Annotated in this window: 18 protein-coding genes, 1 tRNA gene and 1 pseudogene; 10 read left to right on the top strand and 10 right to left on the bottom strand. The window is 57.6% G+C overall.

All coding sequences use genetic code 11. The features are described 5' to 3' along the window. Positions 1-105 precede the first annotated feature (105 nt). Complete coding sequence (gene mgtE, locus ACP4QI_RS15100; protein ID WP_426495221.1) at positions 106-1,542, top strand: magnesium transporter; 1,437 nt, start codon at positions 106-108, stop codon at positions 1,540-1,542. On the opposite strand, the pseudogene ACP4QI_RS15095 reads toward mgtE, so the two are convergent. Further along, positions 1,505-2,795 (bottom strand): annotated as a pseudogene (locus ACP4QI_RS15095) (SulP family inorganic anion transporter). The gene mgtE and the pseudogene ACP4QI_RS15095 sit on opposite strands and share 38 nt — an antisense overlap. A 189-nt stretch (positions 2,796-2,984) precedes the next feature. Between ACP4QI_RS15095 and mqo the strand changes: the two are divergent. Continuing rightward, complete coding sequence (mqo, locus tag ACP4QI_RS15090; RefSeq protein ID WP_231311858.1) at positions 2,985-4,640, top strand: malate dehydrogenase (quinone); 1,656 nt, start codon at positions 2,985-2,987, stop codon at positions 4,638-4,640. 35 nt (positions 4,641-4,675) lie between these two features. Here mqo and eco read toward each other — a convergent pair whose 3' ends face one another. Beyond that, positions 4,676-5,134 (bottom strand): serine protease inhibitor ecotin, encoded by a 459-nt coding sequence (gene eco / locus ACP4QI_RS15085; protein WP_445730321.1) that lies wholly within the window; start codon positions 5,132-5,134, stop codon positions 4,676-4,678. 231 nt (positions 5,135-5,365) lie between these two features. On the opposite strand from eco, the gene ACP4QI_RS15080 reads away from it, so the two are divergent. The 4 genes from ACP4QI_RS15080 to ACP4QI_RS15065 all read left to right on the top strand — a co-directional run bounded on the left by ACP4QI_RS15080 (position 5,366) and on the right by ACP4QI_RS15065 (position 9,148). Beyond that, positions 5,366-5,626, top strand: a complete 261-nt coding sequence (locus ACP4QI_RS15080; protein WP_142486511.1) for a DUF2534 family protein — start codon at positions 5,366-5,368, stop codon at positions 5,624-5,626. 94 nt (positions 5,627-5,720) lie between these two features. Continuing rightward, positions 5,721-6,905, top strand: coding sequence for an MFS transporter (locus tag ACP4QI_RS15075; protein ID WP_426495223.1), 1,185 nt, complete (start codon positions 5,721-5,723; stop codon positions 6,903-6,905). 91 nt (positions 6,906-6,996) lie between these two features. After that, positions 6,997-8,400, top strand: coding sequence for a DUF1996 domain-containing protein (locus ACP4QI_RS15070; protein ID WP_426495224.1), 1,404 nt, complete (start codon positions 6,997-6,999; stop codon positions 8,398-8,400). Positions 8,401-8,794: 394 nt separating this feature from the next. Next, complete coding sequence (locus ACP4QI_RS15065) at positions 8,795-9,148, top strand: hypothetical protein (protein WP_231311861.1); 354 nt, start codon at positions 8,795-8,797, stop codon at positions 9,146-9,148. Positions 9,149-9,245: 97 nt separating this feature from the next. Here ACP4QI_RS15065 and ACP4QI_RS15060 read toward each other — a convergent pair. From ACP4QI_RS15060 to ACP4QI_RS15050, 3 genes are all read right to left on the bottom strand, one after another. After that, positions 9,246-9,322 (bottom strand) — tRNA-Pro (locus ACP4QI_RS15060). A gap of 72 nt (positions 9,323-9,394) precedes the next feature. Continuing rightward, complete coding sequence (gene yejM / locus ACP4QI_RS15055; RefSeq protein WP_156264264.1) at positions 9,395-11,155, bottom strand: LPS biosynthesis-modulating metalloenzyme YejM; 1,761 nt, start codon at positions 11,153-11,155, stop codon at positions 9,395-9,397. A 19-nt stretch (positions 11,156-11,174) separates the two neighbouring features. Beyond that, positions 11,175-11,402 carry a YejL family protein gene (locus ACP4QI_RS15050; protein ID WP_032612681.1) on the bottom strand — a complete coding sequence of 76 codons (228 nt, stop codon included), beginning with the start codon at positions 11,400-11,402 and terminating at the stop codon, positions 11,175-11,177. A gap of 134 nt (positions 11,403-11,536) precedes the next feature. Here ACP4QI_RS15050 and yejK point away from each other — a divergent pair, with 134 nt between their 5' ends. Beyond that, the gene (gene yejK / locus ACP4QI_RS15045) at positions 11,537-12,544 is read left to right on the top strand and encodes a nucleoid-associated protein YejK (protein WP_156264263.1); all 1,008 of its coding nucleotides are present in this window, start codon (positions 11,537-11,539) and stop codon (positions 12,542-12,544) included. Positions 12,545-12,595: 51 nt separating this feature from the next. Here yejK and rplY read toward each other — a convergent pair whose 3' ends face one another. Both rplY and ACP4QI_RS15035 read right to left on the bottom strand, forming a co-directional pair. Then, positions 12,596-12,880: a 50S ribosomal protein L25 gene (gene rplY / locus ACP4QI_RS15040; protein WP_106995380.1), complete on the bottom strand. Its 285-nt coding sequence runs from the start codon at positions 12,878-12,880 to the stop codon at positions 12,596-12,598. A gap of 126 nt (positions 12,881-13,006) precedes the next feature. Continuing rightward, positions 13,007-14,767, bottom strand: a complete 1,761-nt coding sequence (locus tag ACP4QI_RS15035; protein WP_426495225.1) for a DEAD/DEAH box helicase — start codon at positions 14,765-14,767, stop codon at positions 13,007-13,009. Between the two features lie 151 nt (positions 14,768-14,918). Here ACP4QI_RS15035 and rsuA point away from each other — a divergent pair, with 151 nt between their 5' ends. The 3 genes from rsuA to ACP4QI_RS15020 all read left to right on the top strand — a co-directional run bounded on the left by rsuA (position 14,919) and on the right by ACP4QI_RS15020 (position 17,516). Beyond that, entirely contained in the window at positions 14,919-15,626 is a 708-nt protein-coding gene (gene rsuA, locus ACP4QI_RS15030; protein WP_142486505.1) for a 16S rRNA pseudouridine(516) synthase RsuA, read from the top strand. A gap of 15 nt (positions 15,627-15,641) precedes the next feature. Then, positions 15,642-16,838 (top strand): Bcr/CflA family multidrug efflux MFS transporter, encoded by a 1,197-nt coding sequence (locus ACP4QI_RS15025; RefSeq protein ID WP_142486504.1) that lies wholly within the window; start codon positions 15,642-15,644, stop codon positions 16,836-16,838. 333 nt (positions 16,839-17,171) lie between these two features. Continuing rightward, positions 17,172-17,516, top strand: a complete 345-nt coding sequence (locus ACP4QI_RS15020; RefSeq protein WP_142486503.1) for a YejG family protein — start codon at positions 17,172-17,174, stop codon at positions 17,514-17,516. Between the two features lie 3 nt (positions 17,517-17,519). Here ACP4QI_RS15020 and yejF read toward each other — a convergent pair whose 3' ends face one another. The 3 genes from yejF to ACP4QI_RS15005 are packed head-to-tail and all read right to left on the bottom strand — an operon-like array spanning position 17,520 to position 21,230. After that, positions 17,520-19,109 (bottom strand): microcin C ABC transporter ATP-binding protein YejF, encoded by a 1,590-nt coding sequence (gene yejF, locus ACP4QI_RS15015; protein WP_426495226.1) that lies wholly within the window; start codon positions 19,107-19,109, stop codon positions 17,520-17,522. A 1-nt stretch (position 19,110) separates the two neighbouring features. Beyond that, positions 19,111-20,136 carry an ABC transporter permease gene (locus ACP4QI_RS15010; protein WP_426495227.1) on the bottom strand — a complete coding sequence of 342 codons (1,026 nt, stop codon included), beginning with the start codon at positions 20,134-20,136 and terminating at the stop codon, positions 19,111-19,113. Then, positions 20,136-21,230 carry a microcin C ABC transporter permease YejB gene (locus tag ACP4QI_RS15005; protein ID WP_156264260.1) on the bottom strand — a complete coding sequence of 365 codons (1,095 nt, stop codon included), beginning with the start codon at positions 21,228-21,230 and terminating at the stop codon, positions 20,136-20,138. The genes ACP4QI_RS15010 and ACP4QI_RS15005 overlap by 1 nt, the downstream gene beginning before the upstream one ends. Position 21,231 lies beyond the last annotated feature (1 nt).

The raw sequence follows: 21,231 nt of genomic DNA, 5'->3' as shown, positions 1-21,231 counted from the left end.
GGTCTGCAACTGCCGATTTTTTGCTCTTCCCGCCGATTCGTTTATTAAAATTTACACCACCCCGCGCTATGCTTAATGCCAACTCATTTAATGGATTTATGATTAATGTCTGCATTAAGCAAAAACAGCGCACGGCTGCGCGATGAAGAGCGTGCGCGCCTGATCTGGCTGATGACCACCGACAAAGCGCTCACCTCCACCCTGCTGGGTAAACTGACCCTGGCTGAGCAATATGATGTCGGGACCTTAGCCGACGATATTGCTGAGGTAGGGGCGCTGGTGGCGCATTTGCCGCCGCCGGATCTGGCCGACACCCTCGAAGCCTTACCCTCGGAAGAGCGCCATGCCCTGTGGCGGCTGGTGCAGGATCACGAGCGCGGTCAGGTGCTGGTGGAGGCGTCCGAGAACGTCTGGGAAGATCTGATCGATGAGATGAGCGACAACGCGATCCTCGACGCGCTGCGTACCCTGGATATCGACGATCAGATTTACCTCGTTCAGCACCTGCCGCGCAACCTGACCGGACGCCTGCTGGCGTCGCTGCCGCCTCAGGATCGCGCCCGCGTCCACCAGGTCATGCATTATGAGCAGGATCGCGTCGGGGCGATCATGGAGTTCAGCGTGATCACCGTGCGCCCGGACGTAACCCTGGGCACGGTCCAGCGCTACCTGCGTCGGCTCGGCAAAATGCCGAAGAACACCGACAAACTCTTTGTCACCTCCCGGGATAAAACCCTGCTCGGCGAGCTGGAGCTGCAGACCATCCTGCTCAACAGCGCCCAGAGCAAGGTTAGCGAGGTGATGGATCCCCAGCCGATGCTCTTCTCCCCGGAAGATGATGCCGAGAAAGCCGCCCGCACCTTTGAGCGTGACAACCTGCTCAGCGCCGCGGTGGTGGACGCGGTGGGCAAGCTGTTGGGGCGACTGACCATCGATGAGATCGTCGATGTGGTCTATAAAGAGACCGATAACGATATGCGCGCCCTCGGGGGACTCAGCGCGGAAGAGGATGTTTATGCTCCGGTGAGCAAGGCGGTGAAAACCCGCTGGGCTTGGCTGGCGATCAACCTCTGCACCGCCTTTATCGCCTCGCGGGTGATTGACGGCTTTGAACACACCATCTCGCAGCTGGTGGCGCTGGCTTCCCTGATGCCCATCGTGGCCGGCATTGGCGGCAATACCGGCAACCAGACCATCACCATGATCGTGCGCGCCCTGGCATTGCAGCATATTCAGCCGGGCAACTTTACCTTCCTGATTTTGCGTGAGCTGGGCGTGGCGCTGATCAACGGCCTGGTGTGGGGCGGGATTATGGGGGGCGTCACCTGGTGGCTGTACGACGATATGGCGCTGGGCGGGGTAATGACCCTGGCGATGGTACTAAACCTGCTGGTGGCGGCGCTGATGGGAGTGATCATTCCGATGGTGATGACCCGCCTCGGGCGCGACCCCGCAGTGGGGTCGAGCGTGATGATCACCGCCATCACCGATACCGGCGGGTTCTTTATTTTTCTTGGGCTGGCGACGCTGTTTCTGCTGTAGCGGCGCTGCTGCGTCGCAGGTGGGCAGGGAGGATCGCCATGACGATAATCCCGCCCAGCACGCCAATTGCCAGATTGCCGGTTGACACGGTGGCCGCAACGGTCACCAGCATGACCAGGGTTTCCGCAACGGGCGCGCCTTTCACCGCGGCAGGGCGGATGCTCTGCCAGTTGAAGGTCTTAATGGCAACAATCGCCATGATCCCCGCCAGCACCGCCATCGGGATTTTAGCCATCACGTCGCTCAGGGCGGTGACCAACAGCAGCAGCACCAGCCCGGCGGCGAAAGTGGAGACGCGGCTGCGCCCCTTGCCCATTTCAACGTTAACGATGGTCTGACCGATCATCGCGCACCCGGCGATCCCGCCGAAGAAGCCGGCCATGATATTGGCCACGCCCAGCCCCATGCTCTCGCGGCGCTTGCTGGACGGGGTAGCGGTCAGCTCATCCACCAGTTTTGCCGTCAGCAGCGACTCCATCAGGCCGACGAAAGCAATACTTAGCGCGCAGGGCCAGATAATGCTCAGGGTTTGCAGATTGAGGGGCACCAGCATCTGGGTGATCCCCGGCAGGCCGCCGCCGATAGAGCCTTCGTCGCCGACGGTCGGCAGCAGCTGGCCGCTGGTGACGGTAAACAGGGTCAGAACCACAATCGCAATCAGCGGGGAAGGAATACTTTTAATGTAGCGGGGCGCCCACAGCACAATCAGCAGGGTCAGAACAAACAGGCCGACAATCAGCGGACTTTTGCTCCAGAAGTGGGGCACCTGGGCAAAGAAAATTAAAATCCCTAGCGCGTTCACAAACCCGGTCATCACCGCCTGAGGAATAAAGCGCATCAGGCGCGCCATCCCCAGCGCGCCGAACAGGATCTGGATCAGCCCCGCCAGCAGCACCGCCGGCAGAATATACTGCGCGCCATGCTGATGAACCATCGGCCCAATCACCAGCGCCACTGAACCCGCGGCGGCGGTCACCATCGCCGGACGTCCGCCCATTACCGACAGCGCCAGACACAGCACCACCGACGCGAACAGGCTCACTTTCGGATCGACGCCCGCCACCACGGAGAAGGAGATCACCTCCGGAATAAGCGCCAGGGCGGTGATCACACCGGCCAGGATTTCACGCGTCAACAGCGACGGAGAACGCAGAACGGCAAGAGTATGGGGAGAAGCGTGTGTTGGAGACATAGTTTTTCGCAGGTTAGTGGCGGTGGGCAGGATCTGTGCGGCCGATCACAAAGGGCAGCATAGTAGCGGGAAAACGCGCGCGTTTCCAGCGCAGCACGTGCCATGTCCCTACAAATACCGCGACATTAATTATCATAATTACAATAATTATTTAACCTTTAAACAATATTTAAATATTGCTACCGTGGCGCCGCACTCGACTTCATCTGCATAAATAGCGAACAATACGCTTATTACGAAGGCATTAATTATGAAAAAAATGACTGCCCTGTTGCTGGCTGCGGCGGCAAGCCTTAGTGCTGCCCCGATGGCGGCGAAGGCTCAGGCATCGCAGGATCAGGAAACGGACGTTCTGTTAATTGGCGGCGGGATCATGAGCGCCACGCTCGGAACCTATCTGCAGGAGCTTCAGCCGGACTGGTCCATGACCATGGTGGAACGTCTGGACGGCGTGGCGCAGGAGAGCTCCAACGGCTGGAATAACGCCGGGACCGGACACTCGGCCTTAATGGAGCTGAACTACACCCCGCAGAAGAAAGACGGCTCCATCAGTATTGAGAAAGCCGTGGAGATCAACGAAGCGTTCCAGATCTCCCGTCAGTTCTGGTCTCACCAGGTGAACAGCGGCGTGATGCACGATCCGCACAGCTTTATTAACACCGTGCCGCACATGAGCTTTGTCTGGGGCGACGACAACGTTAACTTCCTGCGCGGCCGTTATGCTGCCCTGCAGCAAAGCTCGCTGTTCCGCGGGATGAAGTACTCCGAAGATCACGCCCAGATCAAGGCGTGGGCACCGCTGGTCATGGAAGGGCGTGACCCGAACCAGAAAGTGGCCGCGACCCGTACCGAAATCGGTACCGACGTTAACTACGGCGAAATCACCCGCCAGCTGGTGGGCTCTCTGCAGAAAAAAGAGAACTTCAACCTGTCGCTGAACAGCGAAGTGCGCGGCTTTAAGCGTAACGCGGACAACTCCTGGAGCGTGACCGTTGCCGATCTGAAGCACAATGAAGAAGAGCACGTCATCAAGGCGAAGTTCGTCTTTATCGGTGCGGGCGGCGCGGCGCTGAAGCTGCTGCAGGAGACCGGTATTCCGGAAGCGGATAACTATGCCGGCTTCCCGGTTGGCGGCCAGTTCCTGGTGTCGGAAAACCCGGAAGTGGTGAACCGCCATCTGGCGAAAGTGTATGGCCAGGCCTCCGTGGGCGCGCCGCCGATGTCGGTCCCGCACATCGATACCCGTATCCTTGACGGCAAGCGTGTGGTGCTGTTCGGGCCGTTCGCCACCTTCTCGACCAAGTTCCTGAAGAACGGCTCGCTGTGGGATCTGCTGAGCTCAACCACCACCTCGAACGTGGGGCCAATGGTCGATGTTGGTCTGGATAACTTCGATCTGGTGAAGTACCTGATTAGCCAGGTGATGCTCTCCGATGACGATCGCTTCGAGGCGCTGAAAGAGTACTACCCAGATGCGAAGAAAGCGGACTGGCGTCTGTGGCAGGCGGGTCAGCGCGTGCAGATCATCAAGCGTGACGAAGAGAAAGGCGGCGTGCTGCGTCTGGGCACCGAAGTGGTCAGCGATAAAGAGGGCACCGTAGCCGCGCTGCTGGGGGCATCCCCGGGGGCATCCACTGCTGCGCCTATCATGCTGCACCTGATGGAAAAAGTGTTCAAAGACAAAGTCGCCAGCCCGGAATGGCAGGCGAAACTGAAGACCATTATTCCGTCTTACGGTACGGCGCTGAACGGTAACGTTGACGCCACCGAGCAGGAGCTGGAGTACACCAGCCGCGTGCTGCAGCTGAAGTATGAAAAGCCGCAGGCACCGGATGCGGCGCCTCAGGCTCAGCCGCAGGCGACATCCCAGCCGGAAAGCAAACCGGTCGCGGATATCGCGCTCTGATGCAAAAAAGCCGGGTTAACTAACCCGGCTTTTTTTTAACGCACAACGGCGTTTCCGACCTTCTCATCTGCCTGCCAGACGCGGTATTTCACCTCAATGTTGTCCGGCGTATAGACCACAATCGGCAGCTTACTGTTGTAGCGCAGCAGGCTATGCTCACCCAGATTCGCGGTCACAAATTTGGCGATCTTTTTCCCTTCCGGGCAGGCCATCATGGTGGAGACCGGCGAGGTGACCTTATCAAAGACGTAATAGTCATAGCCCCAGCCTTCCAGCGTCTTGCTGGTTAACTGCCCGCCGAGGCGGTGCACGTTGCAGTCCACTTCCAGCGTCTGGCCGATCAGCAGCTCAACTTTATAATTCGCTTCATCTTTCTGCGCGGGCAGGTCGATAACCTGGCGCTTCATCCCATGCTCCGCCTGCGGATACGGGGCCGTTTTCTCAAGCGGTTGAGCGGCAGGGGCGGCATATGCGCTGGCGCAGGCCAGTGCCATCAGGGCGACGATGCTTTTAGATGCGTTTTTCACAGTCATTCCTTTTTATGTCAAACGGGTCATGCCTACACTATCATATCTGGTGTTTTTTGCCTGTATTTTATTTTTATCTGGTGTATATCACTGATAATTTGCCTTTGTTGTGGTTTTAAATTCTGGGTTGGTGCCGGAGGGCCGATCGTGGTAGGGTGAGCGGCAATCATTGTTATTCATCTGTGAAGGAATAAATGCATGGTACGCCAAAAACTTAACACCCCAGCGGGGAAAAAATTTCTGCTGGCACTGCTGACGGTGTTTCTGATTGCGGTGATTGGGGTGGGGCGTGTGACGATCGTCGGCGTGGTTGAGCAGTACAACATTCCGTTGACGGAGTGGACCACCAGCATGTTCGTTCTGCAATCGGCGATGGTGCTGGTCTACAGCACGGTCTTTACCGTTCTGCTGGCTATCCCGCTGGGGATCTTTTTCCTCGGGGACAGTGAGAAGCACTGAGTTTTCCCGCTTCGATATTAACGATATTTATTCGCATTCCCTCCTGCGCCGTTTTCGGGTTAAATACCTGTTTTCCCGATAGCAGGAGTGGAGCATGGACTCCCGGTTTTCCACGCTGAGCCGGATCCCAAAAGGGGTCTGGGTCGTTGGCGGCGTCAGCATGTTGATGGATATCTCCTCGGAGATCATCCATAGCTTATTACCGCTGTTTATGGTGACCACGCTGGGTGCCAGCGTCATCTTCATTGGTCTTATCGAAGGGCTGGCGGAAGCCACGGCGCTGATCGTCAAGGTCTTCTCCGGCGCCATCAGCGACTATCTGGGGAAACGCAAAGGTCTGGCGCTGCTGGGCTACGGGCTGGGTGCTGCCAGCAAGCCGCTGTTTGCGCTCGCCTCCTCGTCGGGAATGATCCTCGGGGCACGCTTAATCGACCGGGTGGGGAAGGGGATCCGCGGCGCGCCCCGTGACGCGCTGGTGGCCGACGTGACGCCGCCTGAACTGCGCGGTGCAGCCTACGGGCTGCGGCAGTCGATGGACACCCTCGGCGCTTTCCTTGGCCCGCTGCTGGCCGTGGGCATGATGCTGTTGTGGAACGACGATTTCCGCACTATTTTCTGGATCGCCGTTATTCCCGGCGTGCTGGCCGTCGCGCTGCTCTTTTTTGGCCTGCATGAACCTGCCACTCCCGTCACCCATAAACGCACCAATCCGATTAAAAAAGAGAACCTGAAGCGCCTCGGCGCCAGCTGCTGGTGGGTGATTGGTCTGGGCGCGGTCTTTACCCTGGCCCGCTTCAGCGAGGCATTTCTGGTGCTCCGGGCTCAGCAATCCGGTATTCCGCTGGCGCTCATCCCGCTGGTGATGGTCGCCATGAACCTGCTTTACGCCTTTTCGGCCTATCCGTTCGGCAAACTCTCCGATGCCATGAGCCACACCCGTTTGCTGCAGTGGGGGCTGGCGGTGTTGATCGCGGCGGATATTGTACTGGCGCTGAGCACCCACTGGGCGGGGATCATCATCGGCGTGGCGCTGTGGGGCATCCATATGGGAATGACTCAGGGGCTGCTGACCGCGATGATTGCAAAAACGGCACCCGCCGATCTGCGCGGTACCGCCTTTGGCCTGTTCAGCATGGTGAGCGGCGTGGCGCTGCTGATTGCCAGCCTGGGGGCGGGCATTATATGGGAGACGTGGGGCGCGGAATACACCTTCTATGCCGGAGCGGCGATTTGCATCGTGACGCTGGCGTACCTGCTCAGGCGTCCGGCGACCTTGTAAAGCGCACAATAGCGGAAAAGTATTCAGTAAAAAATTCGGCGAGTTAGCACCGTTTTGTTACCAATGTGGTCCTTTCTTTCAGGAGATTTTTATGAAAAGGACCACACTTTATACTGCGCTGGCGTCAGCCCTGCTGCTGCCGTCACTATACGCCCATGCCGGCCCGCAGGCGCACGTCGTCTGCGCTTACAACCACACCCTGGGCGATGACGCCATCATGATGTTTGGCAAAGTCAATCAGGCGATGTGGCACGACTTTTTCGGTAATACCCACACCGATGCTTACTCCTCTTATGATTCGCTGCGCCAGCAGCCAGAAACCACCTGTGATAACAAAGCCGACAGCTCGGCTTACTGGGTGCCCTCCCTGCGTCTCCCGGACGGTACGGTGGTGAAGCCGGCGTATCAGAAAACCTATTATCAGGCCAATAACGTCGATCAGTATCCGCTCAGCCCATTCCCCGCCGGGCTGGAGATGCTGGCAGGCGATCACCATGGTACGAAACCCAACTCGCGGATCACCTTTTTATGCGCCAACGGTAAAGGTTACACAAATACAGTGGGTGAAGTCTGTGGGCTGAGAAAAGCCAATGATGCCGTGCAGTTTAATATCGGGATCCAGTTCCCCAACTGCTGGGACGGCATCAACCTGAAGCCGCACCACGGGATGGCCAATGCCGTTTACGATGTGAAAGGGCAGTGTCCTTCCGGCTTCCCGGTGAAGCTCCCGACGGTGAACATGAACGTGGCCTGGGTGCTGCACGGCATCACCTCTCTGGATACGGCGAAAGCGCAGCTGTCGCTTGATCCCACCATGAATGGCGATGCGCGCGAGGAGCACTGGGGCAGTCTCTATACCGCTCATGCCGACTTTATGAACGGCTGGACTGAAGATGCGGCGCGCTTTATGACCGAGATGTGCATGAATCAGGGCATGGATTGCGGCACCAACGTGCCTTACGGCTATTCGAAGGCGCTGGCGAACGTCTGGGTGAGCAGCGAGACGCCGACCACGCCGGTTCCGACGGCGCAGACCCTGTTAATCCAGGATAACTGGAAAAACGGCGGCCGTACCCGTAACGTGGAGACCATGAGCCTGGTGAAATTTAAGATCCCTGCGCTGCCGGCCGGCCAGGATCCCGCCCTCTTCAAATACAAGATCCGCATCTATGGCGGGAAAGTCGAAGCCAACGGCGCGGATCAGATCTTCTTCTATCCGGTCAGCAACGACTGGGATCCGGCTACCGTCACCTGGAAAACCCGGCCTTCCTGCAACTACAGCTCGGATGCTGTCCTGTATCTCAACAACAAGCGTGAGTACCGGATGGTGGATGTCGATAAGGCGGTGCGTAAAGCCCTGGCCGCAGGCAAGACGGAAATCTCCTGGTACATCGGTGGCGACCGTCAGGGCAACCACTATCAGTTCAGCCCGGCAGATTCAAAAGAGAGCCTGCTGCTGATGCTGACCGGATACAAACATACCCCGGAAATCTAACCAGCAGGATGCCATGCAGCAGCCGGCCCGCTGACGGGCCGGCTTTGTCTTCTTTTACAAATGCTTACATTTGTCGTGAGGGTAAGAAAAAGCCATTCAATTCAGTCGGTTACAAATACGACTGGCTCACGCTTATTTCATCTGAAACACCCATCAAACGCGTTGAAATCAAAAAATACTCTTTAATCATCAACGGCCTGGCATCTCTCCCTGATTCATATCAATAACTTATTAGTTTCCCTTTAAAACAATTTCGTTTGTGAATCACAGCACGCAATGCTAATTTTCATCGCGAATTAACACTGTGTGGTTTTTAAACAGCGTAAAGCACTGTTCAGAGTGCGGCTGACTCTCTGTTTTTCAGCATCTTTCTTTATATTTGGTGGGTACGGGTATGGTTAAAAAATTACTGATCGCTGTTGTGCTTTCCTCGTTAGTTTCCGGGCCAGCAATGGCAATTAACGCCAGTTTCCGCGAGCAGCTTATACGCTCCGGGTGTAATCAGCAGACTGAGATGGACGGCAGCTGTGATGTTCATAAAACCAAAGCGGAGAACCAGAAATCCGCAGAGCTGAACAACTTTCTGCGCGACAGCGTTCGAGGGCAAAAGGTTGATGCAGCTTACAGCGCGCTTGAGGGATATGGTTTTAAAAATACGCAGCCTTTGACCTGGGTAAAGGGTAAGCAAAAGGTGATCCTGAAAATCGATAACGCTGATGTGGTGACCAGCGCCACCGTCGCGCACTGATTCAGTCTGAAAAATTGAATGCCCTCACAGCCCATTTAGGGCTGTTGCTCAGGCATAAAAAAACCAACCGCAACGGGTTGGTTTTTTTTGGGATTTTTGGTCGGCACGGAGAGATTTGAACTCTCGACCCTCGCCACCCCATGACGATGCGCTACCAGGCTGCGCTACGTGCCGACACGTAAAATTTATACTACCCATTTCCGCGTTTAATGCAAGGCCAGTTCAGGCTAACTGATTAATTTTAAATCAATTAGCAATAAACCGTTTTTCATCCGTCAGCACCTGTAACAGCAGGCTGAGCTGTGGCGTCTGGTCGTTAAGTTTCTCACCCTGCGGGTTATAGGTTTTGTAGCTGCCGTTGCTGTTCAGTACCAGCGTCAGGGCTGGCGTCGTGACGGCCAGCGTATTGTTGCTGGCGGCCGTCACCCAGTTATGGCGACGTGTGGCGCTGAACAGATCCTGACCCTGGGAATACTCGTTGGCAGGCGTACTGACGTGGAGCAGACGCTGCATCAGGGTGGTCATCACATCCTTATGATCGGTCAGCATGTTAATACGTTGCGATGGCGTGCCCGGCCAGTGGATCACCAGCGGAACGTGCAGGCGAGGGCGCGACCAGTCGACATCATTGCCCTCGTTGCCCAGCGGCACGCCGTGACCGGCAGTGATCACCACCACCGTATTCTCCAGCTTGCCGGACTCACGCAGGGCATCCAGTACCCGGGCAATCTGCGCATCCACATCACCTGCCGCCTTAGCGTAGCGGCGAGCAAAGGTTTTCTGGTTGCTGTCATCCAGCGTGGTGCCGTTGAGGGCAACCCACGAGAACCAGCGGTTATCGTCCTGCGCATAGCGGTTCAGCCAGTTGATCCACTGCCCGGCGGTCTGCGCGTCGGACTGGCTCTGCGTCGTCGGCAGCGAAAAGTCGGACAGCAGCGCCTGGCGGTACAGCGGGCTGCTGAAGCCATCAGACGAAAACAGCCCCAGCTGATAACCCTGCTGGTTCAGGCCGGTGATCAGCGCCGCCGGGATACGCGACGACAGCACGCCGTCCATATAGCCCGGCGAAATACCGTAGAACAGGCCGAAGATCCCGGTATCGGTGGAGTTACCGGAACTCATATGTTGGGTAAAGTTGATGTTCTTATCGGCAAACTCCGCCAGCGTCGGCATCTGCTTCTCAAAGCGCGAGTAGTTCAGCCCGTCGACGGTGATCAGCAGGACGTTCTGTCCCTGGCCCATGTCACGGTAGCGCAGATCGCTGAGCGGATACTGCACCGATACCGCTTCGGGATCGCCTTGCTCAATCAGGCGGCGCTGGTACTCCTGCGCATCCAGCAGGCCGTGTTTCTCAAGGAAGCGACGGGCGGTCATCGGATAGGAGAGCGGCAGGTTCGCGCGCTGCATGGTGATCGGCCGATAGAAGTTGGCATCTGCCCAGATATACATGAAATGCGAGCCGATAAATGCCACAAAAAACAGCGCGGCAACCGGTTTGGCGTAGCGACGACGGCGCGTCAGGCTGCGCAGCTTTTGCCAGCTCCAGGTAGCAAACAGCATCTCAATCAGCAAGATAATCGGCACGCTGATAAACATCAGCTGCCAGTCACGAGCCGTTTCGTTCTGGTCGGGGTTAATCACCAGTTCCCAGACGACAGGATTAAGATGGAGATGGAAACGGGTAAAGACCTCACTGTCGATCAGTAACAGCGTCATGCCCGCGGTGGCGAGGATGGCGGAGACAAACCGCATCAGCCGCTGCGACATGACGACAAACGTCAGCGGGAACAGGATCAGAAGATAGGTCGAGAACACCAGAAAGCTGAAATGGCCAATGACGCTCATCCAGGAGTAGATACGCCCGGCAAGCGTTGTTGGCCAGTCGGCGACAAACAGATAACGACTGCCAAGCACCATCGCCAACAGAATGTTGAACAGGGCAAACCAGTGCCCCCAGCTAACCATCTGGGAGACTTTTTCACGGTAGCGCTGACGATTCGTCACCATAAACTGTCGTTCGTTTCCCTTAGTGCGCCTGGTCGTCGTTAACCGAGGACTGTAAGGCCTGGGCGAAAGATTTCGCGATCGCCTGGCGCTGGGCCGGCGCAACGCTGGTATTGATAAGGTTCGTCACCATATTTCCCAGAACCATCAGGGAAAGGTCGGTTGGCGCCTTATGTTTTTCCAGTACGTTGAGCAGCTCACTGAGCATTTGTTCAACGTGTTCATCACTATAGCGGGAGAGTTGTGGCATAAATCGAAATCTGTTTGTGGAGGAAAGGGCAACATATTACCGTAGCAACAGCTTTTTTTCCCCTTTTTTATCTTCGGTTGCATACATGACTGGCGGGTGGTTGAATACGGCCCGGTCTAAAAGGAGAGTTTATCATGAGTCTGGATATCAACCAGATTGCCCTGCACCAGCTTATCAAGCGTGATGAGCAAACCCTTGAGCTGGTGCTGCGCGATTCGTTACTGGAACCTACGCCTACTGCGGTTGACATGATCGCGGAGCTGCACCGGGTTTACAGCGCCAAAAACAAAGCCTATGGCCTGTTCAGCGAAGAGAGTGAACTGGCGCAGACGCTGCGCCTGCAGCGTCAGGGCGAAGAGGATTTCCTCGCCTTCAGCCGGGCCGCTACCGGTCGCCTGCGCGATGAGCTGGCTAAATACCCGTTTGCCGATGGCGGGATCGTCCTGTTCTGCCACTATCGCTACCTGGCGGTGGAGTATCTGCTGGTGGCGGTGCTGAACAACCTGAGTAGCATGCGCGTCAATGAGCAGCTGGATATCAGCTCCACCCACTATCTGGACATCAACCACGCGGATATCGTGGCGCGGATCGATTTGACCGAATGGGAAACCAATCCGGAATCGACCCGCTATCTGACCTTCCTGAAAGGGCGGGTAGGGCGCAAGGTTGCCGACTTCTTTATGGATTTCCTCGGCGCCAGCGAAGGTCTGAACGCCAAAGCGCAAAACAAAGGCCTGCTGCAGGCGGTGGATGACTTCACTGCCGAAGCCGAGCTGGACAAGTCCGAGCGCCAGAACGTGCGTCAGCAGGTGTACACCTACTGCAACGAGCAGCTGCAGGCAGGGGAAGAGATCGAGCTGGAGTCGCTGTCAAAAGAGCTGGCAGGCGTCAGCGAGGTGAGTTTCCAGGACTTTACGGCGGAGAAGGGCTACGAGCTGGAAGAGAGCTTCCCGGCGGATCGCAGCACCCTGCGTCAGCTCACTAAGTTTGCCGGCAGCGGCGGTGGGTTAACCATAAACTTTGATGCCATGCTGTTGGGCGAGCGCATCTTCTGGGATCCGGCGACCGACACGCTGACCATTAAAGGCACCCCGCCGAACCTGCGCGACCAGCTACAGCGTCGCACGTCCGGCGGTAAATAACGGCCATAAAAAAACCCCGCAATGCGGGGTTTTTTCTCAACCTGTTAGCGATTACGCGCGAACGAAGTCGATGTGAGACAGTTTTGGCTTGAACGGGTGACGCTGAACAGCCTGAACCTTCACTTTTTCTTCTTTACCGTCAACAACCAGGGTCAGAACTTCGCCGTAAAAACCAGGCTTGTCCTGCAGGTTCCACACTTTGTCGTGGTCCAGTTCGATTGCGATCGGAGCAGCTTCGCCGCCATAGATGATGGCAGGGAATTTGTTTGCTACGCGCAGGCGGCGGCTCGCACCCTTGCCCTGCTCTTTACGTGCTTCTACATTGATAGTTAACATTGATTTCTCTCTGTACATATTATTCCTGCTACAGGCGACCCAGCAGCAGGTAAGTGTTCTGCCTCACGGATGTGAAGCGGGCGGCATTTTATACTCAAATGGCCCGCACATCAATGAAAAGTCCCTTTATCCACGTAATTCGTTGGCCCGGCGATAGCGGCCTTCATAATCGAAAACCTTCTCGCGTACCTGCCAGAACTGCCCTTTTTTGCGCGCAACCACAAAGTCAGGGTGGCGCAACAACGGCTGCTGATGGACGATGTCCGCCGCGGTGATCCAGCGCAGCGGCACCCCCGGCGTGCGGGTATGCGGGCGGATAAACAGCTGCTCAAAGGCGGTACGCTGGGCGGGCGTCTGCAGACGGAAGCGCTCACTCACATCGGCTCCATCCTCATCGTAATAGGTGATTTTCAGCCATTCGCCTTTCTCATCCGCGCCCTGAGCCAGCACCATCCCGCTGCAGCGCAGCACCAGCGCATCCTTCAGCTTCAGGGCCGCTTTCAGCATATCGTCGGGATCAACCAGCACCGTATCGCAGGCGCGACAGCGGCGAGCGGCAATATCGTTTTCGGCGTTACACTGCGGGCAGTTTTTGAAGCGGAAGCGGTAGTCGCACTGCTCGCGATGGCCCTCGTCATCTTCAAACCAGCCCTGACAGCGGCGGCCAAAGTGCTCAATCAGGGTGCCGTCAGCGGTGGTTTTGCCCCAGAAGGTGTTGGCAAACCCGCAGCCGGGACAAAATACCTGTACGGGAACGTTGTCACTTTTTCCCTTCGGCGCGCCCACTTCCGGGGCGTACAGGTCGTGAGGGTTCCCGGCGTAATCCAGAATCAGGCAGTCGGTTTTGCCGGGGGCTAAGCGCAGGCCGCGGCCCACGATCTGCTGATAGAGGCTGACGGATTCGGTCGGACGCAGAATAGCGATCAGATCGACGTGCGGAGCGTCAAAGCCGGTCGTCAGCACTGACACATTGACCAGATAGCGGAACTGCTGCGCCTTAAAATCTTCTATCAACCGGTCGCGCTCGCTGCCCGGCGTTTCGCCGGTGATAAGCCGGGCCTCGCTGGCGGGCAGAAGGCCGGTGATTTCCCGGGCGTGCTCGAGGGTGGCGGCAAAAATCATCACCCCTTTGCGTTCGGCGGCAAACTCCATAATCTGGCTGATGATGTGTGGGGTAATGCGATCCTGCTTTTTCAGCTCGCGGTTGAGATCCGCCTCGCTGAACAGGCCGTTGCTCTGCACCTGTAAACGGCTGAAGTCGTACTGCACCACCGGCATGTCCAGCCGCTCCGGCGGCGTCAGGTAGCCGTGTTTGATCATGTAGCGCAGCGGCAGCTCGTAAATGCAGTCGCGGAACAGCGCCTTTTCATTGCCGCGCACCATGCCGTGATAGTGAAAGCGGTAGATCCAGCCTTTGCCGAGGCGGAACGGGGTGGCGGTGAGACCCAGCAGACGGATTTGCGGATTCACGCTCTTCAGGTGAGTCAGGATCTGCTGGTACTGGCTGTCGTCGTCGTCGCTGATGCGATGGCACTCGTCCACGATCAGCAGCGAGAACTCGCTCTGAAATTTGTCCAGATTGCGCGCCACCGACTGCACGCTGCCAAACACCACCTTGCCGTGGCTCTCTTTACGCTGTAAACCGGCGGCAAAAATATCGGCCTCCAGGCCCAGCGCCAGATACTTGGCATGGTTCTGCGCCACCAGCTCTTTGACGTGCGCCAGCACCAGCACGCGGCCGCGCGCCAGGCGTGCCAGTTCAGCGATCACCAGGCTTTTTCCCGCACCCGTGGGCAGGACGATGGCGGCCGGTTCTTTATGCTGGCGAAAGTGGGCGAGGGTGGCGTCCACGGCTTCCTGTTGATAGGGGCGAAGTGTAAAGGTCATGGTTACTCAGCTTTGTTATCCCGCACATAGTATGCCACGAAACTTTTTCCCTTGAGTGGCGCACAGAGCCCGTTATACTGGGCTGTTGTTAACTGCTTCTTTTCCGGGCGCCCCGTCCGGCTCCCGGCACCTTTAAGGCTAAAATTATTTCATGCGACTTGATAAGTTTATCGCTCAGCAACTCGGCGTAAGCCGCGCTATTGCTGCGCGTCTGATTCGCGGCAGCCACGTTACCGTGGATGACGACATTGTGCGAGACAGCGCGTTCAAACTCCAGCCTGAGCATCAGGTAGAATATGAAGGCAATTCGCTGACTCAGCAGAACGGCCCGCGCTACTTTATGCTCAATAAGCCGCAAGGCTATGTCTGCTCGACCGATGACCCCGATCATCCGACCGTGCTCTATTTCCTCGACGAACCCGTGGCGCACAAGCTGCACGCTGCCGGGCGTCTGGACATCGACACCACCGGCCTGGTGCTGATGACCGACGACGGCCAGTGGTCGCATCGTATTACCTCCCCGCGCCACCACTGCGAGAAAACCTACCTGGTGACTCTGGAATCCCCGGTGAGCGACAGCACGGCAGAACAATTCGCCCATGGCGTCCAGCTGCATAATGAAAAAGATCTGACCAGGCCTGCCGTGCTGGAAGTGATCACCCCTACCGAAGTGCGTCTGACCATCAGCGAAGGGCGCTACCACCAGGTAAAACGCATGTTTGCTGCCGTGGGAAACCACGTTGTTGGTCTGCATCGCGAACGGATCGGAGAGATTGCTCTCGACCCGGAACTTGAGCCAGGCGAATACCGCCCGTTGACGGAAGAAGAAATTGCCAGCGTTGGCCTCTCTTCTCGCTAATTTCAGGAGCTAACTGTGACCACCAGGCCACACTCGTCGTTCAGCATTGTCTTTATCCTTGGCCTGCTGGCCATGCTGATGCCGCTGTCCATCGACATGTATCTGCCCGCGCTGCCGGTGATCGCTGAGCAATTTGGCGTACCGGCCGGTAGCGCCCAGATGACCCTCAGCACCTATATCCTCGGCTTTGCCCTCGGCCAGCTGCTGTACGGACCGATGGCCGACAGCCTGGGCCGCAAACCGGTAATACTGGGCGGGACGCTGGTGTTTGCCGGCGCGGCGGCGGCCTGTGCGATGTCGCAGTCCATCGATCACCTGATTGTGATGCGTTTCTTCCACGGCCTGGCGGCAGCGGCGGCCAGCGTGGTCATCAATGCCCTGATGCGTGATATCTACCCGAAAGAAGAGTTCTCCCGCATGATGTCCTTCGTCATGCTGGTCACCACCGTTGCGCCGCTGGTGGCGCCGATGGTCGGGGGCGCGGTGCTGGTGTGGTTCAGCTGGCATGCGATTTTCTGGATCCTGGCGCTGGCGGCCCTGCTGGCCTCGGCGATGATCTTCTTCTTTATAAAGGAAACCCTGCCCGCTGAGCATCGGCAGAAGTTTCATATCCGCACCACGCTCGGCAACTTTGCGTCACTGTTTCGCCACAAGCGCGTGCTGAGCTATATGCTGGCCAGCGGCTTCAGCTTTGCCGGGATGTTCTCCTTCCTCAGCGCCGGGCCTTTTGTCTACATCGAGCTTAACCACGTCTCACCGCAGCATTTTGGCTACTACTTTGCGCTGAACGTGGTGTTCATCTTTGTGCTGACGATGATTAACAGCCGCTTCGTTCGCCGGGTAGGGGCGCTGAACATGTTCCGCATCGGGCTGTGGATCCAGTTCGTGATGGCGATGTGGATGGTGGTAACCGCCTTCTTCGACGTGGGCTTCTGGACCCTGGTAGTGGGTATCGCGGCCTTTGTCGGCTGTATATCGATGGTGTCGTCCAACGCGATGGCGGTGATCCTTGATGAGTTCCCGCATATGGCCGGGACCGCCTCTTCCCTTGCGGGGACTTTCCGCTTCGGGATCGGGGCCATTGTCGGGGCGCTGCTCTCCCTGGCGACCTTTACCAGCGCCTGGCCGATGCTGTGGTCAATTGCCCTGTGCGCTACCGGTTCAATTCTTTTCTGCCTCTACGCCAGCCGACCACGAAAAGCGGTCAAATAAGGCACAAAAAAGGGTCCCGACGGGGCCCTTTTTTGATGCCGGTCAACCAAAACAGGTTTCGTTGACGCCATGTTTGTTTCTTTTATGTAAAATATATTTGTGTAAATAGTCACAGCTTTGTACCTAAAAAGGTTGTGTTAGATCACAGAAACGGGTACATATAGCGCCGCCATCGATCTGAAACACTGACAAAAAGCCCTGAGAAATAAGACGCCAGAGCCCGTGGGAACTGGGTGTAAGCGTTTTCTTACTCAAAATAGAGCAAGTGTTTAATGATGTGTTACTATAAATGTAAATAGATTGTGAAGTATATTTTGCTTCCGGGGAACAAACGTGAATACATTACAGCTCTCCATTATCCATCGCTTGCCGCAGAGCTATCGCTGGTCGGCGGGTTTTGCAGGCTCGAAGGTTGAACCGATTCCGCAAAACGCTGCGAACAGTGACAACTGTCTGGTGGCGCTCAAGCTGCTGGGGCCGGAAGAGGGCAACGCATGGCCGGTGATGGAAAAGCTGAGCCAGGCGCTGACGGATATTGAGCTTTACAGCTCGGTCCTGGAGTGCGAAGGCGAGCCGTGCCTGTTCGTGAAAAGCCAGGACGAATTCGCGGCAACCTGCCGTCTGAAAAACTTCGGTGTGGCGATTGCCGAATCCGTAGCAGGTCAGGATCCTGTCTGAGCGTCAGCGTAACGCTAATAGCTGACGCGTGTACTCCTGCGTCGGCGCGGCAAACACGCGCTGACACTCTCCTTGCTCGACCACCTCTCCCTGCCGTAACACAATCACCTGGTGACAAAGCGCCCGTACCACCTGTAAATCGTGGCTGATAAAGATATAGGCCAGCCGGTGCTTGTGCTGGAGCTCCTTCAGCAGCGCCAGAATCTGCGCCTGCACGGTTTTATCCAGCGATGAGGTGGGTTCATCCAGAATAATCAGCTCCGGGCGCAGGATCAGCGCGCGGGCAATGGCGATGCGCTGACGCTGGCCACCGGAGAAGGCGGCAGGATAGCGATGCCGGGTCTGTGGATCCAGCCCCACTTCGCCCATTACCCGAATCACTTCCTCTTCCCGCGCCTTAAGGCTGAGCTCGGGTTGATGCACCCGCAGACCCTCCTCAATAATTTGCTGCACGTTGAGACGTGGATTCAGGGAGGAGTTCGGATCCTGAAACACCACCTGCATCCGGTGGCGGACGGGCAGCATCTGTCGGCGATCCCAGCGGTGCAGCGGCCGGTCGTCAAACACAATCTCCCCTTTCGAGGCGATCAGGCGCAGCAGCGCCAGCCCGGTGGTGCTCTTGCCGGATCCGGATTCGCCCACCAGTCCCAGAGTTTCGCCGGGGCGTAACGTGAAGCTGACGTTGTTCAGCACCTGCTTGTTGTCCACCACCCGCCGCAGGAGGCCTTTGCGCACCGGAAACGCTACCGAGAGATCTTTTACGCTCAATAGCGGTTGCGCAGCGTCCGGCAGCGGAACGGGATCCCCGGCGGGCTCGCTGTTGAGCAGCCGCTGGGTATAGGGGTGCTGGGGTGCGGCAAGCAGCGTCGCGGCCCGGTTCTGTTCCACGCAGCGGCCGTTTTGCATCACCGCCACCCGGTCGGCCAGCTTTTTCACGATACTGAGGTTGTGGGTGATAAACAGCAGGCTCATGTTCAGCTCGTCGCGCAGCTCGCGTAACAGCTGCAGGATCTGCGCCTGCACCGTGACGTCCAGCGCGGTAGTCGGTTCATCGGCAATCAGCAATTCCGGGCGGGTCAGCAGCGCCATGGCGATCATCACCCGCTGGCGTTCACCGCCGGAGAGCTGATGCGGAAAATCACCGAGCCGTTTTGCGGCATTGCGGATCCCGGTGCGTTCGAGGCAGTCGAGCATCTCCCCGCGCGCCGCCTCTTTACGCATCCCGCGGTGCAGGGAGAGCACCTCATAGAGCTGTTTTTCCAGGGTATGCAGCGGGTTAAGCGATACCATCGGCTCCTGGAAAATCATGGCGATCTTGTTGCCCCGCACCCCGCGCAGGGTACGCTCGTCGGCATGCAGCAGCGACTGGCCATGGAACAGGATATCGCCCTGGGGATAGACCACCGGCGGGGCGGGGAGAAGGCGCAGAACCGAGAGGGCGGTGACGCTCTTCCCGGAGCCCGATTCCCCCACCAGCGCCAGCGTTTCCCCTGCATCTATTTGCAGGGAGATATCGTTGACCACGGTGCGCAGCTCGCCCTGCTGGCGAAAAGCGATGGAGAGAGCGTCGATGTGAAGCAGAGGCTGGGTCATCTTAAACCGCCTTATTCGGATCAAAGGCATCGCGGACCGCTTCGCCAATGAAAATCAGCAAAGAGAGCAGCACGGCGACGGAGAGAAAGGCGGCGATCCCGAGCCACGGCGCCTGAAGATTGTTTTTGCCCTGTAACAGCAGCTCGCCCAGCGACGGTGACCCCAGCGGCAGGCCGAAGCCGAGGAAATCGAGCGAGGTGAGGGTGGTGATGGAGCTGCACAGAATAAACGGCAGGAAGGTCAGGGTTGCCACCATAGCGTTCGGCAACATATGGCGGAAGATGATCCCGCGATCGCTCACCCCCAGCGCCTGAGCGGCGCGGATGTAGTCGAAGTTGCGGGTGCGCAGGAATTCCGCCCGCACGACGCCCACCAGCGCCATCCAGCCAAAGAGCACCGTAATAGCCAGCAGCCACCAGAAGTTGGGCTGAACCACGCTGGAGAGCAGAATAATTAAGAACAGCGTCGGCATCCCGGACCAGACTTCGATAAACCGCTGCCCCCAGAGGTCAATCTTCCCGCCGTAATAACCCTGAATCGCTCCGGCCAGTACGCCCATCACGCTGGAAAACAGGGTCAGCAGCAGGCCAAACAGAATGGAGATCCGCGTCCCGTAGAGAATGCGTGCCAGCACATCCCCACCGTTGGCATCGGTGCCGAGCCAGTTTTGCGCCGAGGGCGGAGACGGGAACGGCGTGGTGGTGGCAAAGTTAATGCTGGTGGCGCCAAAGCGGACCGGCGTCCACAGCACCCAGCCGTGCTCGCTAAGCTGCGCCTGCAACCACGGGTCCTGATAATCCGCTGCGGTGGCAAAAGGGCCGCCAAAATCGCTTTCGCTGTACTCTTTCACCACCGGAACGTACCAGCGATCGTTAAAGTGCACCAGCAGCGGCTTGTCGTTGGCAATGAGTTCCGAACAGAGGCTCAGGGCGAAAAACAGGGCGAAAATCCACAGCGACCAGTAGCCGCGGCGATTGTCACGAAAGCGAGCCCAGCGGGCCTGGTTGATGGGGCTTAAGCGCGGCATCAGCGACCCTCAAAATCAATACGCGGATCGACCAGCGTATAGCAGATATCGCTGAGGATATTCAGCAGCAGGCCAATCAGGGTGAAAATATAGAGCGTGCCAAACATCACCGGATAATCCCGCGAGACGGTGGCCTCGTAGCCCAGCAGCCCCAGGCCATTGAGCGAGAACATCACCTCAATGAGCAGGGAGCCGGTAAAGAACATGCTGATAAAGGTGGCAGGAAAACCGGCGATCACCAGCAGCATGGCATTGCGAAAAATGTGTTTCCACAGGATGCGTCGCTCGCTCACCCCTTTGGCGCGGGCGGTGACCACGTACTGCTTGCGGATCTCGTCGAGGAAAGCGTTTTTGGTCAACATGGTCAGGGCCGCAAAGCCGCCGATCACCGTCGCCAGCACCGGCAGGGTGATGTGCCACAGATAGTCGGTGATCTTCTTGTACCACGGCAGGCTGCTGAAATCGGTCGACACCAGCCCGCGCAGCGGGAAGATATCGAAGTAGCTCCCGCCGGCAAAGAAGACGATCAGCAGCACGGCAAACAGGAACGCCGGGATCGCATAGCCAACAATAATGAAGGTGCTGCTCCAGATATCGAACCGGCTGCCGTTATCCATCGCTTTGCGGATGCCGAGCGGGATCGAGACCAGATAGATAATCAGGGTGCCCCATAGCCCCAGGGTGATGGAAACCGGCAGGCTCTCTTTAATCAGATGCAGCACCGAGGCGCTACGGAACAGGCTGTCGCCAAAATCAAAGCGCAGATAGTCCCCCAGCATTTTGAAGTAACGTTCGTGGATCGGCTTATCAAAGCCGTAGCGCTGGGTGATCTCGGCGATCACCTCCGGATCCAGGCCGCGCCCGCCGCGATAGTGGCTCTCATTGATATTGCCGACCCCGGTGCGGGCGTGGCTGGCGCGCATGCCTTCATCGCCCCCGCCGGGCATCGTCCCGCTGTTACCGAATTCGATGGCGGCAATCGCCTGATCCACCGGGCCGCCCGGGGCGATCTGCACGATAAAAAAGTTGATGGTGATGATCGCCCACAGGGTGGGGATCACCAGCAGTAAACGACGAAGTAAATAAGCGCCCATT

Source organism: Leclercia sp. TB492 (assembly GCF_049974505.2).
Lineage (GTDB): Bacteria > Pseudomonadota > Gammaproteobacteria > Enterobacterales > Enterobacteriaceae > Enterobacter > Enterobacter adecarboxylatus_C.
Note: the sequence above shows the minus strand (reverse complement) of the source record. Positions and strands in the feature narration are given on the sequence as shown.

Bases quoted from the DNA above. Each gene is read 5' to 3' on its own strand.
- yejK (WP_156264263.1), top strand. From the start codon at position 11,537: ATGAGTCTGGATATCAACCAGATTGCCCTGCACCAGCTTATCAAGCGT.
- ACP4QI_RS15065 (WP_231311861.1), top strand. From the start codon at position 8,795: ATGGTTAAAAAATTACTGATCGCTGTTGTGCTTTCCTCGTTAGTTTCC.
- ACP4QI_RS15050 (WP_032612681.1), bottom strand. From the start codon at position 11,402: ATGCCACAACTCTCCCGCTATAGTGATGAACACGTTGAACAAATGCTC.
- ACP4QI_RS15005 (WP_156264260.1), bottom strand. From the start codon at position 21,230: ATGGGCGCTTATTTACTTCGTCGTTTACTGCTGGTGATCCCCACCCTG.
- ACP4QI_RS15075 (WP_426495223.1), top strand. From the start codon at position 5,721: ATGGACTCCCGGTTTTCCACGCTGAGCCGGATCCCAAAAGGGGTCTGG.
- ACP4QI_RS15080 (WP_142486511.1), top strand. From the start codon at position 5,366: ATGGTACGCCAAAAACTTAACACCCCAGCGGGGAAAAAATTTCTGCTG.
- ACP4QI_RS15070 (WP_426495224.1), top strand. From the start codon at position 6,997: ATGAAAAGGACCACACTTTATACTGCGCTGGCGTCAGCCCTGCTGCTG.
- yejM (WP_156264264.1), bottom strand. From the start codon at position 11,155: ATGGTGACGAATCGTCAGCGCTACCGTGAAAAAGTCTCCCAGATGGTT.
- eco (WP_445730321.1), bottom strand. From the start codon at position 5,134: ATGGCACTGGCCTGCGCCAGCGCATATGCCGCCCCTGCCGCTCAACCG.
- ACP4QI_RS15010 (WP_426495227.1), bottom strand. From the start codon at position 20,136: ATGCCGCGCTTAAGCCCCATCAACCAGGCCCGCTGGGCTCGCTTTCGT.
- mgtE (WP_426495221.1), top strand. From the start codon at position 106: ATGTCTGCATTAAGCAAAAACAGCGCACGGCTGCGCGATGAAGAGCGT.
- rplY (WP_106995380.1), bottom strand. From the start codon at position 12,880: ATGTTAACTATCAATGTAGAAGCACGTAAAGAGCAGGGCAAGGGTGCG.
- ACP4QI_RS15035 (WP_426495225.1), bottom strand. From the start codon at position 14,767: ATGACCTTTACACTTCGCCCCTATCAACAGGAAGCCGTGGACGCCACC.
- yejF (WP_426495226.1), bottom strand. From the start codon at position 19,109: ATGACCCAGCCTCTGCTTCACATCGACGCTCTCTCCATCGCTTTTCGC.
- rsuA (WP_142486505.1), top strand. From the start codon at position 14,919: ATGCGACTTGATAAGTTTATCGCTCAGCAACTCGGCGTAAGCCGCGCT.
- mqo (WP_231311858.1), top strand. From the start codon at position 2,985: ATGAAAAAAATGACTGCCCTGTTGCTGGCTGCGGCGGCAAGCCTTAGT.